Here is a 12,132-nt window from a genome sequence, read left to right on the forward strand (position 1 = left end):
TCAGCTCGTTGAAATCTCAATGTCGCTAATTATAGCGTTTGTGATATTAGTCTTTTTTTCTGCCTGCCAGAAAGATGATTCTTCTAACCCTGAGCCAGTTAATGTAAAACTCATTGGAAGTGGAACAGTTGGCCCCACTGGGGAGTCATTAATGCTGAAGATGTTGTATTGGAGATACCAAAATCCTGTTTTACTTCAGAACAGGAAATCAAGGTTTACCAATCTGATGAGCAAACTGCCTTTGGAGCGGAAAGTGTATCAGGGCAATTTTACATTAAAGGATTACCCGATACCTATTCAAAACCACTCAGGATCAGTATTAAATACTCGGGTTCTCTCGCCAATGAAAGTTATATTGCATTTGGCGACTACTACTATTGCCATTCCCCTGTGGATACCATCCAACTGTATAAAATGCTTCCGGCAGAGGATTCATCCGGATACCTTGTATCATACATTTCTCCTGTTGTTGGAGGGAAAGCCAATACGCCACGTTACCAGGGAGTATGGGGATTACCGGTTTGCTTGATTTCAAATTATTATACATACACAACCAACCATTTCCAAATACGGTTCCCATTTCAGTACTCTGGTGTTCAAGGCGTGGAAGAAATTGGTGATGGGTTGGAAGGTGCGTTTGACAGCCTGACAAAATGGACGTTTCGTAATAGCAGGACTAAATATCCAATCGAGGTTACTATCATGAATTTGCCACCCAAAGTCTATGGACAAGGAGGCAGAGAAGCCCCATATGGAGTGAATGACGGGGTCATTCAGATTAATTCTGGTATTATGAACAACCATGAACTATGCCGGACCATAGGTGCTCACGAGTATTTCCACCTTGTGTTGGGATATTACTCAGAGAGTCATGATTACGACTGGCCACAGGATGCCTGTTGCACATGGTTTGAATCCTACTTTGCAAATAATCCTTCTACTTATCTTTCACCCACACGTGCTGGTAGGGAAGGAGCGCCATTCGACGGACTTCAGGCGGGTATAGTATCTTTCGGTGCAGATGAACATGGGTATGGAGCTTCTTCTGTTATAAAATATATCGCTAAAACCTGGGGTATTGATGCGATCAGGATGATCTGGGAAGCCGAGTATTCCCAGGGACAGACCCCCTGCAACGGCATGAGGCAGCAAACTGCCTTGTATACAGAATGGTGGGGTGATTTTCTCAATGAATACTTTCTTGGAAATATTTATTCAGATATGGGTCCTCAATGGGCCAGCGTAAACTCTGGAACCACTCTCCGTACCGAAACAGATACTGTATTTTCATTTAAAAAATCTTTCCCTGATCTTTCAGGTTATATTTACCGTGTTGAATTGGAATATACTGGTTTCAAGGAAGAATCATCCCTTCAGTTAGCCCTTTCAGGTGCAGGTTCCGGGATGTATGTCTACAGCCTGACAGGGTCAAATCTTACCCTTCTGGGCAGTTCAAGGTACAGCTATACCATCAATGGGCTTAAGGAACTTCAAACCAGCGGGGCTAAAATCTATATCCTTATTTATAATGACCATAGCAATCCACCCAATTACCTTGGGTCATCCGATATCACTCTTTCCGGAAAAGTATCCAATTCGATGCCTCCTGACTTTACCTCAGCTTATGTTCGTATTGATTGCCGTACATCATATACCTGGGTATGTCCGGGATCCACTTATGATCAAGAGGATGGATTCTCCCTGTATTCTCATACGATGAATGGATCATTTACTGGAAATGTGTTCACCGGCAGTTATGATGACCAGAATTATTCCGATAGTGTGACCATTACTTTAGATCCGGTTTTACAAAGAATCGTAAGCATGAACATCCGTTTTCATCTGACACAACCCAATGGAGATTATTTAGATAAAACAGCCACTTGCAGTAATATCCCTTATTATACTTCAGGAGGAAACGGTATTACTTATTATAGTATCAACGGGATAGAAACCTGCAACAGAATTGATGAGTTGACTGGAATAGGAACCTTCCAGGGGTGTACCCGTACATTGAATAATTACTGGTGTACAACGGATGGACTTGATAATCTCATTGAAGTTAAATTTATGAAATAGTACTTCAGAGTTTATTGTTGAGCTGATCTTCAAAATAAAATTGTTCGAAAGAGGTTTATTTTTTTGGTATCAGCATCCCAATCCTTATTCCGAAGGTCATGAGCGTTCCACTATATCCATAGTCACCCCACCAGTCATTATAGATCCTGTGCAGACCACTGCTTTGATCATCAAAACTGAACCTGATTCCTGCGCCGGTATAAAAGTCGATATAAACTATGTCCTGAATTATCGCCTGTACTCCGGCTGTTGCGGTCATTCCAACCTTATAAACCCCGGTGGTGATAGGCCCGTTTTTAACAATGGTATAAGGTATTCCATTTTCAATGACCTCCTGGGCATAAAGCCGGGTGTCCTCGATGGAAAAGTACTGGAACATTGGGCCGTATCCCAGGTAAACGCCTTTTGGGAGAAGAGCATTCTGTCCCAGGTAGTACCTGTGCTGTAACTCCATTCCAAGACCCCACATATGATCATAACTCCACAGATTAGGGTTGTCCGGCGAAAGATATACCTGTGGGGAAACAATCAGCCATTGCGGTTTTGCTTTCTTCAGGCGGTAATCAAGGTCGAGCCGGATCCCACTAAGAATGGCATATTGAGGAACCAACCCGATAGACCTGTTTTTTTCCAGTTTAGGCAGGTCCTGGGCATTTAGGGAAGTGAAAAGGAGGAGGAAAAATCCTGCAAGAATAAACCTGGTTTGAAAATTATTGTTGGATAGCATAAATCTGGGTTAAGGGGTGACGGGAATTGTACTCAACTTTGTGAGACCGTTGGAGTTAATGGCATATTGATGAAAACCATTTGCCCCGATGATCAGGAGCCTGCCATTGGTATAAATGACATCTTCAGCTACAATATTATTTATATATTTAAGCTCTTTGGGATTGTTTTTATTGGAAACATCCAGCATTTTTAGTCCCTGGTCACATACGAATAAGGTGTCATTATGAATATCCAGCCCTTGTGGGCTTGACATGGCATAACTCGAGAGTAAATATGCATCATTCGGATTTTGAATATTGACCACCTGCATTTCATTCAATCCTCTCCAACAGGTTTGGTTGTTGGAGTTCAGGGTGATATAGGCATACCCGTTTTCTGCTACTACCGGGTCACAGGACCTGATGTGCTGAAATAAGGTAATTTTTGTGGGCTGAGCAGGGTTAGTAATGTCATAAATGTACATCCCTGATTGCGTTCCCAATAATAATTCATTGCCATATGGAAAGATTGTCTCAGCGCCAAAGCCAAGGTATTCATCATCCACTTTCACCGGTTCAGAGGGATTTAACAGCAGCGAGAAGGTTGACAGACTGCTTTCATTCACCACATAGAGATAATCTCCTACAATGGTGAAGCGGGCCAAAGATCCTCCTTCACCTGTTGTCCCTGTTTCGTTATCGTCCTTGCTCATTGAGCAGGATTGGCTGATGATAATGAGCAGTAATAGGTAGATGATATTTTTCATGATCGTATATTTCTGTATTTGAGTTTTGCTTTTCTTGTTCAATTGCTTCTTTATTGAAGATTAGCGTAAATCCCCCGTCCGCCAAGGCGGACACCCCCTTTTTGCAAAGGGGGACATTCTCAATCCCCATACGCCATCCGAAGCCAAAGGCTCCCCTTCGGGGCATTCGACATTCCAATCCAGAGGCTTCCATTTTGGTTATGTTCAAAGGTGTAACTTAATACCACTTATCTATAATCACCAAAAATCCCGTCCCCAAGGCACCCCCTTAAGGGGACATTCTCAATCCCCATCCGCCATCCGAAGCCAAAGGCTCCCCTTCGGGGCATTCAACATCCGCCATCCCACATTCAACATTCAACATTCAACATTCCACATCCGACATTCGACATCCCACATCCGACATCCGACATCCGACATCCGACATCCGACATCCCACATCCGACATTCCACATCCTAACTAGACTTTTCCCACCTTACAATAATCCCATTCTTAGGCCTGTATTTCTCGAAAGAACGGGCAGTCCAGAATCCATCGGGGGACGAAGGTTCAGGCAATGCATTACGCACCCTGCCTTTCACGGAGAGAGTACTGTTTTCGGTATCTACCTGTATTGCCACAAGATCAACCGCATTGTCAACATACATAATGGAGCCTTTAATAGCAATATCCACGCATCCGTCGATACGGACAAAACCTTTATTTACAGGGTTTGAGGGGTCAGTATTATCAAAAACATGGAAGCCCTTGTATTTTTCATTAATGAACAGGTAGTTATCTTTAATATAAATCTTGCCCGGGTTCTTAACCGGTGCTGATGATTCATACTTAATAGCCTGCTCCATATCACTTCTCGTGATAAACACCGGAGTGTATTCATAGTACACAGGTTCAGATCCCATGAATACCAATGAAACAAAGGCAAATGCGAGTAACATTATTTTTCTCATGATGCAGAATGATTGGACGCTTCAATAATAATGAGGCAACAAATTGCCTGGGAAGTTGAAAATAATCTGTAAACAGATTATAGGGGAGGACAGCATGAAAATAGTTGCATGATCCTGATTGAAAAATCAGGAGAAGCTAAAGAAAATAGAAGAATAAATCCAGTGGACGTAAATTTCAGATGAAGAGCAATTCTGGGACAGCCTTATCCCATCAGTTGCTTCCAGAGCAGATCTTTTAATTGCACCAGCCCTTGTTGGGTGTGAGAAGAGATAAAGACATGCGGAATTCTTGGCAAACTCTTCTTCATCATTGAGAGCATCTCTTCATCAAGGAGATCCGATTTTGTAATGGCCAGCACTCTCCCCTTGTCAAGAAGTTCGGGATTATACTGTTTCAATTCATTCAGCAGTATCCGGTATTCTTTGGTGATCTCTTTGGCATCGGCAGGAACCATGAAAAGAAGTACTGAGTTCCTTTCGATATGCCGCAGAAAGCGAAGTCCCAATCCGCGGCCTTCATGGGCCCCTTCAATAATTCCCGGAATGTCGGCCATTACAAAGGAACGGTCGTCGCGGTAGGATACGATTCCGAGGTTTGGCCTGAGAGTAGTAAAAGGGTAATCGGCAATTTCCGGTTTTGCAGCAGAGAGAACAGACAGCAAGGTTGATTTTCCTGCATTTGGAAATCCGACAAGTCCTACATCTGCTAAAATTTTAAGTTCAAATATCCTGTAACCTTCAATTCCGGGTTCACCGGGTTGAGCATATTTTGGAGCCTGGTGGGTAGGTGTTTTGAAATGGTCATTACCTAAACCCCCTCTTCCTCCGGGCAATACAATATGTTCTTCACCATTAGCAGTAACTTCGCAGATTACGTCCCCTGTTTCTTCATCCTTTACAAGGGTTCCAAGCGGTACCTCAATAACCTGATCGCGGCCCTGAGCACCTGTTTTAAGGGCAGATGAGCCGGAAACCCCGTCGCCTGCATAAAGGTGCCTGGTATATCTAAGGTGAAGCAAGGTCCATAGTTGAGAGTTTCCTCTAACAATAATATGGCCACCCCGGCCTCCATCTCCTCCGTCCGGTCCGCCCCTGGGGTTGATTTTGCTCCTGTGGAAATGAGCAGAACCAGAGCCACCCTTACCGGAACGGACAAATATCTTGATATAGTCAACAAAATTGGATGAGGCCATTGTATGTGTTTCAGATTATTCAAACCCTAACGGGCTTTCTTCATTTTTGCCTCGACAGATAAGCTTAATCGTTCAAAAATTTCTTCATTGGTACCCATTGCATCCATGATCATGTGTTTGTTCTGTCGTTGATACAACTCCATAACCCTGGTGGTTTTCGACTCGTACTCTTCCAGGCGGTGAATGATAAGTTCGGTGGACAAATCATAAGGCCTGGCCCTGTCGGAACGGCTCCTGCGGTCGAGGCGCTTGATCATTTCAAGGGTTGGGGCACTGAGCTCAATTACACAAGATACATTCATATTCATCCTTCTCAACAATCCATCAAGAATATATGCCTGGAGAACAGTTCTCGGGAAGCCTTTAAAGATGAATCCCTTTACATGGTTATGCATTTTTATTTCTCTCTCAATCAGCTGGATCACGATTTCATCAGGAACAAGATCCCCGAGGTCAATGATGTCTTTTACTTTTCTGCCGATTTCACTGTCTGCTTTAACTTCTTTCCTGAGAAGTGAACCAGTTGAGATATAGTAGAGATTAAATTTCTTGGCAAGCATATTTCCCTGGGTCCCCTTTCCAGAGCCTGGAGGGCCGGAAAGAATCAGGTTAAACCATTCTTTCTGAAGTGTCTGTTCAATTGATTTGGTAAGTCGTTCGGAGATTTCCGGGATGGGGCCTACTCCATTGATGGGGAAATACAGGTTTCTTTCCTGGTAATACCCTTTAACCGGAGAGGTTTTATTTTCATATTCCTGCAATCTGAATTTGATGACATCTTCCGTATCATCTGAACGTCCGGAAGATTTCCCACGTTCCATCAAGCGCTGGATCAGCTCTTCCCTGGGTACTTCCAGGCTGAGCATACAGGATAGCTGAGTGTTCAGTTTCAGTAATAATCCATCCAGGATATAAGCCTGAACCAATGTACGGGGGAATCCATCGAAAAGAATTCCATCCCTGTCGACACTCTGCACTATTTTCTTCTCTATCAGTTCAATCATAATCTCGTCAGAAACCAGGCTCCCTCCTGCAATAATTTCCTTTACCTGCATACCAAGAGCAGTTTCTTCCGATATTTCCTGACGAAGAAGGTCCCCGGTAGAGATATAAGCCAGGTTGTATTTTTCAATCAATGCCTGGGATTGGGTTCCCTTACCTGCCCCCGGAGGGCCAAAAAGTGCAATATTAAGCATGTGCTAATGTTTGATGGTTGTAGAATACAGATAACTATGAATGCCTGAGAGAGAGGAAGTTATTATAGTTTAGGAAGATTGAATCTTATAAATGTCAGATGAATTCCGGCCTAAGCCATCATAATCAAGTCCATATCCCACAACGAACTCATTAGGGATACTAAAACACAGGTAATCAACCGGGAATGACATTTTGAATGCTTCGGGTTTCAGAAGGCATGATGCAATCCGAACATCAGCTGGTTCCATGATGGCCAGTTGCTGCAGGAATTTATTAAGGGTAAGACCGGTATCAACAATATCCTCAATTACAATCACATGCCGTCCTTTTAAGTCGATATCCAAACCGATCACTTCCTTAACTGTTCCTGTACTCTGTACCCCTTGATAGGAGGAGAGTTTGACGAATGCAATCTCACAATCAATGGTGATGTTCTTGATCAGGTCGGAAGCAAAAATAAAAGCTCCGTTCAGAACAACGATAAAAACAGGAGTTTTCCCCTCCATGTCATGATTGATGCGGGAAGCAAGTGATTTTATCGCCTTCTGTATGTCGGCGGCTTCAATATATTTTGTGAAAGATTTATCTTTTAGTACCCAGTTTTTAGTCATAACCTTGGATTGAATCTCAGCAAATATAAGATTAATCCGTGGGATATCAATAAGCAGCTGATAGGTCAAAAGTGTTGGTTGTATCTTCTTATTTCCGAAAATCATTTCCGGATTGAAAGCATCCGGGATTATTCTTTTTGCCTTACAATCCTTACTTTTGCTAAATAAACCTACCTAAAATGAAAGCCTTAGTTAGTATCATCATGGGCAGTACCAGCGATTTGCCGGTTATGGAAGCTGCTGCCAAAGTTCTCAATGAATTGAAGGTCCCTTTTGAAATGAATGCCCTTTCTGCTCATCGAACTCCTGAAAAAGTGGAAGAGTTTGCTACCCAGGCTGCCGATAAAGGAATAAAGGTCATCATTGCCGGTGCCGGAATGGCCGCTCACCTTCCTGGGGTAATAGCTGCTTTTACCCCGATCCCGGTGATTGGTGTGCCAGTGAAATCCTCTTTCGATGGACTCGATTCTCTCCTGGCAATCGTCCAGATGCCCCCGGGGATCCCGGTGGCTACAGTAGCTGTTAATGGCGCCCAGAATGCCGGGATCCTGGCTGCACAGATTATTGCAACTGCAGATGTTGAACTTGCCAGACGGGTATTGGAGTACAAAGAGAACCTGAAAAAGAAAATTATACAGGCTAATGAAGAACTGAAGAATGTTAAATTTGACTTCAAGGTCGATTAAACATACTTTTTTTAAAGAATCCCTTCATTCTTAATGAGCAATCTTGTCGATCCCACTGATATTTATCAGTCTATAAAATCTTGATCTTAAAAAGATAACCTATATTTTTGTTGTAATTAATCAAGAAAACATGTGAATTATTTACATGTTTTCTGTTTTTGAATACCTGAACTGAATACAATTAAAAATGGGAATGAAGTTGGAAGAGGAAATAGGTTAAATCTTTCAACGCATCCCAAAACTGATACTTAAACCCTTCCAATGGCAAATGTATTGCTGACTCAACGGTGTGTCCGGTCTTGTCCATACTGTTTTGCGAAAAAATACATGGCTGATTCTCCCTTTGAGGAGACTTTGTCATGGCCTGACTTAATATACATTGCAGATTTCCTGCTTGCATCCGGTGAGAACAGAATATCCCTGTTAGGTGGAGAACCTACACTTCATCCTCATTTTACTGAGATTATCCTTTACCTGATCGAGAGAAATTTCCATATTAATGTCTTTACTTCAGGAGTAATGACCCCTGAACGATTCGAAGATGCCAGCAAACACCTTTCCGGCATTCATCCGGAACGGCTTTCTTTCGTTTGTAATGTGAATAACCCGGCTAAATCTCCTGCCGAAGAGGTGAAGAAAGTGGAACAATTCCTGGAAGTCTTCGGACATCTCAGTAACCCGGGATATAATATTTACCGGCCTGATTTTGATATGGACTTTGTGTTCGATTATATCAACCGCTTTGGCCTAAAGAAGTTTGTCCGGCTGGGTCTCGCACACCCTATCCCCGGTAAGAAAAATGCATTTGTTGCAGTGGATGCCATGAAAAAAATGGTGAGCAGGTTCATGGATTATGCGCCGGTTTTTGAGCGATTTAAAGTGAAACCGGGCCTTGACTGTGGATTCCCTCTTTGTGTATTTACCGATGATCAAATAGGTAAACTGTTCAAAATTACCGGTGGAAGGTTGACCTTTGGTTGCGGGCCGGCAGTGGATATTGGACCCGATGTGATGATCTGGTCCTGCTTCCTCTTCGGAATACCATAAAAGATCCATCTACGATTTTGACTCCATCCAGGATATCCGCCGCTATTACGAGGATTTACATAAAAGTATTCGCGTTGAGACAGCAGGAATCTTTGAAGCCTGTGATGAATGTACACACCGCGATGAGAACCTGTGCCAGGGTGGCTGCCTTGCGCATGCGCTGAATAAATTCAACAATGAAGCACCCATAAGGATGGAGAAAGTTTATCCGGATGGGAAACTGGGATAGTGTTTTCTGGTGAAAAGAATCCAGCCGAAGGCCTCCTTCGGGAGAATCCAAAGAATCCAGTGCCTGGAAAGAATGATCAAGAGTTGTTTAGATATTTGTGAAGAAGTCATTCAAGGTCTTGTTGACATTTCTGCTTGAATGAGGACATTCTGGATTCCCAAAAGGAGCCCAAATTCAAAACAATGATAAATCATTCTTTTTATCAATATTATGCAGCATATCTTAGTTACAAACTTCAACGAAAACCTGTTGAAGTCGATAAGGGGAAAAGCTTTGGTGATCAGGACTTCCGATCTCTTTTCCTTCAGAAATATTGCCCATGTTGTAAATGAACATAATAAGCTTCATTGCATACAGGCAATTGTGAAGGGAAACCTTACGGAAATTCCTGTGAGTGAAGACTGGAGGGATATTCCTATAAACCTTTATGTTCCGTCATTTGGTGATATCAGGACATTTATTGAGAAGTCAGGGCTCTGGAGAAACCTTTCCGTCAGGATTTTCCTGTCATCTTCAAATCCGGAAAACTTCACACATCTGCAGATGATCGCATCCCTCGGAATCGATTGTGGAATATGGTTTGACAAAGGCACAACTGACTGGCAGTCAGCAAGCGACTTGCTTCATTATGCCATTTATGGGAAAGTACCTCATGGTAGCATTGAGCCTTTTGTCTACCTGGTGGACCATTATCATCCGACTGAATACACTGATTTTTCGTCAGTTTATTTCAACAATCCAACCCGGTATCTGCATATGGATTCGCAGGAAAACCTTGCTTTAACTGCTGAAAAACTTGTTGCGGGAGATTTTATCGGGACTCTTGATGAATTGGATATCATTACAGAAAAACCTGGTTATCAGTCGGCATTGATAGCCTGGCAGGATATTTTCATGGCAAATGAAGCCTGTTCGTCCTGTCCGGCATGGAGGGTATGCCTGGGGAAATTCAGTGCAACCCTTGATGAGAACCCGGGATGTGCTGATTTCCTGAATGATGTGATGGAAGCAGCAGAATTTGTGCAATCAAAATCAGGAGAACGAAGGGTAAAGCAATTATGCCAACTATAATATTTAAACCCACAGAAGCATGTAACTCATCCTGCATTTATTGTGATGTAGTTACCCGAAAAGCTCCCAAAACCATGAAAACGGATTTGCTGGAGCTGATCTTCGTTCGCATGGATGAGTATCTTAAACAGGAGATAAATGAACGGATTACGCTGATCTGGCATGGAGGAGAACCTTTGCTGCTTGGAGCCGATTACTTCAGGAAAGCCATCGGATTCCAGCAAAAATACTGTGCAGAAACATCGGATCGGATCGAACATGCCATTCAATCAAACCTGACACTGCTCAACCAGGAATTCGTGGATATATTCCGGTCGATGGGGATTAACCAGATAGGCACAAGTTTTGAACCTATTGCCAATATTCGTGGTCCCGGTGTGAAACGTGACTCTGAATGGTATAACCGGAAGTTCATGCAGGGATTAACCTGCTGGCAAAGAATAATATGGGTTGGGGATTTATTTATGTGGTAACGCGCAAATCCCTGGAAAACCCTCTCAAACTCTTTCATTACCTCACTAATTTTAAGATGAGTGGTGGATTTAATATGAACCCGGTCTTGATTTATGGTGAAGATAAGGATGATATAGCCATTACTCCTCTTGAGTATGCTGATTTTCTTGGGGCTATTTTCCTTATTGGTGGGAGCATCGAAGCCGTTTCCCGGATGTAAATCCATTTAAATCCATTCTTTCCAATTATGATGAGCAAGGACGGAATCTTTCACTGGGATGTGTGGACTCGGGGAATTGTGCTTATTCACATGTTTATATCGGTCCTGAAGGGGAAACCTCTCAATGTGGAAGAGCCGGTGATTGGGAAATCAACAGTTATGGAAATATAAAGGATCGTCCGCTGTTAGATATATTCAAAGATCCACAACGGGAAGAGTTTATCAATCGCACTGCTTATCTTAAAGATGCAGATTGCAAAGGCTGCCGTTTCTGGGAATTATGCCATGGCGGTTGTCCTTTGGATGCTTACCATAAACACAGGGAATTTATGCACAAGACAATGTGGTGTGAAGCCAAGGAAGTGTTCCTTGAAAAATACTTTGAACCTGTCACAGGGATGAAATTCAATATGGAGGCATAAAAGGAGATGAAAAATATGAAAGAAGAAGTCAGTCAGCCGATGCATGAATCACCTCAGGAAGAACAGGGGGCATCCAGCCTCAATATTGAGAATTGGATCAATCCGGTAGGTGGGTTAGGAGATACTTTGATGCTGTCAGGTGTTTTAAAGCTGGTCCATGAAAAGGACCCGGCCAAACGGTTTAACCTGGCACGCAGGACACGTTATGCAAGTATATTATCAGGGCATCCGGCTATTGATACTGTAGGGCATCCACCTAAGAATGCCCATGTTTTACCGACCGATTATTGGGCAAAGGAAACATTGGGTCCAGGCAATCAGCGGGCATTCCAGGTATTGGCAAGAATGTTTGGATTACAGACACCTGTTGAGGAAAAGCTCTATTTACCCATTGAGCCTGAAGATGATCCTATCCTGTATAAGTTCATTCCGTGGAAAGAGAAGAATGTGCTCATCTCACCCAGCTCAGAATCCCCAGGAAAATGATGCACCCAATGGC

15 protein-coding genes are annotated in these 12,132 nt (G+C 42.9%); 8 read left to right on the forward strand and 7 right to left on the reverse strand.

Annotated features, from left to right (window positions below; genetic code table 11):
* Positions 1 to 168: 168 nt before the first annotated feature.
* Positions 169 to 2,079, forward strand: a complete 1,911-nt coding sequence (locus tag IPH84_14380) for a hypothetical protein (GenBank protein MBK7174383.1) — start codon at positions 169 to 171, stop codon at positions 2,077 to 2,079.
* Positions 2,080 to 2,134: 55 nt separating this feature from the next.
* On the opposite strand, the gene IPH84_14385 is transcribed toward IPH84_14380, so the two are convergent.
* From IPH84_14385 to hpt, 7 genes are all read right to left on the reverse strand, one after another.
* Positions 2,135 to 2,806, reverse strand: a complete 672-nt coding sequence (locus tag IPH84_14385; GenBank protein ID MBK7174384.1) for a hypothetical protein — start codon at positions 2,804 to 2,806, stop codon at positions 2,135 to 2,137.
* 9 nt (positions 2,807 to 2,815) lie between these two features.
* Positions 2,816 to 3,553, reverse strand: a complete 738-nt coding sequence (locus IPH84_14390; GenBank protein MBK7174385.1) for a hypothetical protein — start codon at positions 3,551 to 3,553, stop codon at positions 2,816 to 2,818.
* Positions 3,554 to 3,903: 350 nt separating this feature from the next.
* Entirely contained in the window at positions 3,904 to 4,008 is a 105-nt protein-coding gene (locus tag IPH84_14395; GenBank protein MBK7174386.1) for a phosphotransferase, read from the reverse strand.
* 1 nt (position 4,009) lies between these two features.
* Positions 4,010 to 4,504: a hypothetical protein gene (locus IPH84_14400; GenBank protein MBK7174387.1), complete on the reverse strand. Its 495-nt coding sequence runs from the start codon at positions 4,502 to 4,504 to the stop codon at positions 4,010 to 4,012.
* Between the two features lie 203 nt (positions 4,505 to 4,707).
* Entirely contained in the window at positions 4,708 to 5,697 is a 990-nt protein-coding gene (obgE, locus tag IPH84_14405) for a GTPase ObgE (GenBank protein ID MBK7174388.1), read from the reverse strand.
* A 26-nt stretch (positions 5,698 to 5,723) separates the two neighbouring features.
* On the reverse strand, positions 5,724 to 6,893 hold the full coding sequence (locus tag IPH84_14410; protein MBK7174389.1) for an adenylate kinase: 1,170 nt from the start codon (positions 6,891 to 6,893) through the stop codon (positions 5,724 to 5,726).
* A gap of 69 nt (positions 6,894 to 6,962) precedes the next feature.
* A complete protein-coding gene (hpt, locus tag IPH84_14415) occupies positions 6,963 to 7,505 on the reverse strand; it encodes a hypoxanthine phosphoribosyltransferase (GenBank protein ID MBK7174390.1) in 543 nt (180 codons plus the stop codon).
* A gap of 179 nt (positions 7,506 to 7,684) precedes the next feature.
* On the opposite strand from hpt, the gene purE reads away from it, so the two are divergent.
* The 7 genes from purE (at position 7,685) to IPH84_14450 (ending at position 12,119) form a co-directional block, all read left to right on the forward strand.
* On the forward strand, positions 7,685 to 8,191 hold the full coding sequence (purE, locus tag IPH84_14420; protein MBK7174391.1) for a 5-(carboxyamino)imidazole ribonucleotide mutase: 507 nt from the start codon (positions 7,685 to 7,687) through the stop codon (positions 8,189 to 8,191).
* Positions 8,192 to 8,452: 261 nt separating this feature from the next.
* Positions 8,453 to 9,238, forward strand: a complete 786-nt coding sequence (locus IPH84_14425) for a radical SAM protein (protein ID MBK7174392.1) — start codon at positions 8,453 to 8,455, stop codon at positions 9,236 to 9,238.
* A gap of 439 nt (positions 9,239 to 9,677) precedes the next feature.
* A complete protein-coding gene (locus IPH84_14430) occupies positions 9,678 to 10,538 on the forward strand; it encodes a hypothetical protein (GenBank protein ID MBK7174393.1) in 861 nt (286 codons plus the stop codon).
* Positions 10,526 to 11,011, forward strand: coding sequence for a radical SAM protein (locus tag IPH84_14435; GenBank protein MBK7174394.1), 486 nt, complete (start codon positions 10,526 to 10,528; stop codon positions 11,009 to 11,011). The genes IPH84_14430 and IPH84_14435 overlap by 13 nt, the downstream gene beginning before the upstream one ends.
* Positions 11,005 to 11,211: a hypothetical protein gene (locus tag IPH84_14440; GenBank protein MBK7174395.1), complete on the forward strand. Its 207-nt coding sequence runs from the start codon at positions 11,005 to 11,007 to the stop codon at positions 11,209 to 11,211. The genes IPH84_14435 and IPH84_14440 overlap by 7 nt, the downstream gene beginning before the upstream one ends.
* Positions 11,212 to 11,273: 62 nt before the next feature.
* Complete coding sequence (locus IPH84_14445; protein ID MBK7174396.1) at positions 11,274 to 11,633, forward strand: SPASM domain-containing protein; 360 nt, start codon at positions 11,274 to 11,276, stop codon at positions 11,631 to 11,633.
* Between the two features lie 6 nt (positions 11,634 to 11,639).
* The gene (locus IPH84_14450; protein MBK7174397.1) at positions 11,640 to 12,119 is read left to right on the forward strand and encodes a hypothetical protein; all 480 of its coding nucleotides are present in this window, start codon (positions 11,640 to 11,642) and stop codon (positions 12,117 to 12,119) included.
* The last annotated feature ends 13 nt before the right edge of the window (positions 12,120 to 12,132 follow it).

The organism is Bacteroidales bacterium, assembly GCA_016707785.1.
In the GTDB taxonomy this organism is placed as follows: domain Bacteria; phylum Bacteroidota; class Bacteroidia; order Bacteroidales; family UBA4417; genus UBA4417.

Coding starts and splice junctions, on each gene's coding strand:
- IPH84_14385 (MBK7174384.1), bottom strand. CDS start 2,806: ATGCTATCCAACAATAATTTTCAAACCAGGTTTATTCTTGCAGGATTT.
- IPH84_14390 (MBK7174385.1), bottom strand. CDS start 3,553: ATGAAAAATATCATCTACCTATTACTGCTCATTATCATCAGCCAATCC.
- IPH84_14395 (MBK7174386.1), bottom strand. CDS start 4,008: ATGTGGAATGTCGGATGTGGGATGTCGGATGTCGGATGTCGGATGTCG.
- IPH84_14400 (MBK7174387.1), bottom strand. CDS start 4,504: ATGAGAAAAATAATGTTACTCGCATTTGCCTTTGTTTCATTGGTATTC.
- obgE (MBK7174388.1), bottom strand. CDS start 5,697: ATGGCCTCATCCAATTTTGTTGACTATATCAAGATATTTGTCCGTTCC.
- IPH84_14410 (MBK7174389.1), bottom strand. CDS start 6,893: ATGCTTAATATTGCACTTTTTGGCCCTCCGGGGGCAGGTAAGGGAACC.
- hpt (MBK7174390.1), bottom strand. CDS start 7,505: ATGACTAAAAACTGGGTACTAAAAGATAAATCTTTCACAAAATATATT.
- purE (MBK7174391.1), top strand. CDS start 7,685: ATGAAAGCCTTAGTTAGTATCATCATGGGCAGTACCAGCGATTTGCCG.
- IPH84_14425 (MBK7174392.1), top strand. CDS start 8,453: ATGGCAAATGTATTGCTGACTCAACGGTGTGTCCGGTCTTGTCCATAC.
- IPH84_14430 (MBK7174393.1), top strand. CDS start 9,678: ATGCAGCATATCTTAGTTACAAACTTCAACGAAAACCTGTTGAAGTCG.
- IPH84_14435 (MBK7174394.1), top strand. CDS start 10,526: ATGCCAACTATAATATTTAAACCCACAGAAGCATGTAACTCATCCTGC.
- IPH84_14450 (MBK7174397.1), top strand. CDS start 11,640: ATGAAAAATATGAAAGAAGAAGTCAGTCAGCCGATGCATGAATCACCT.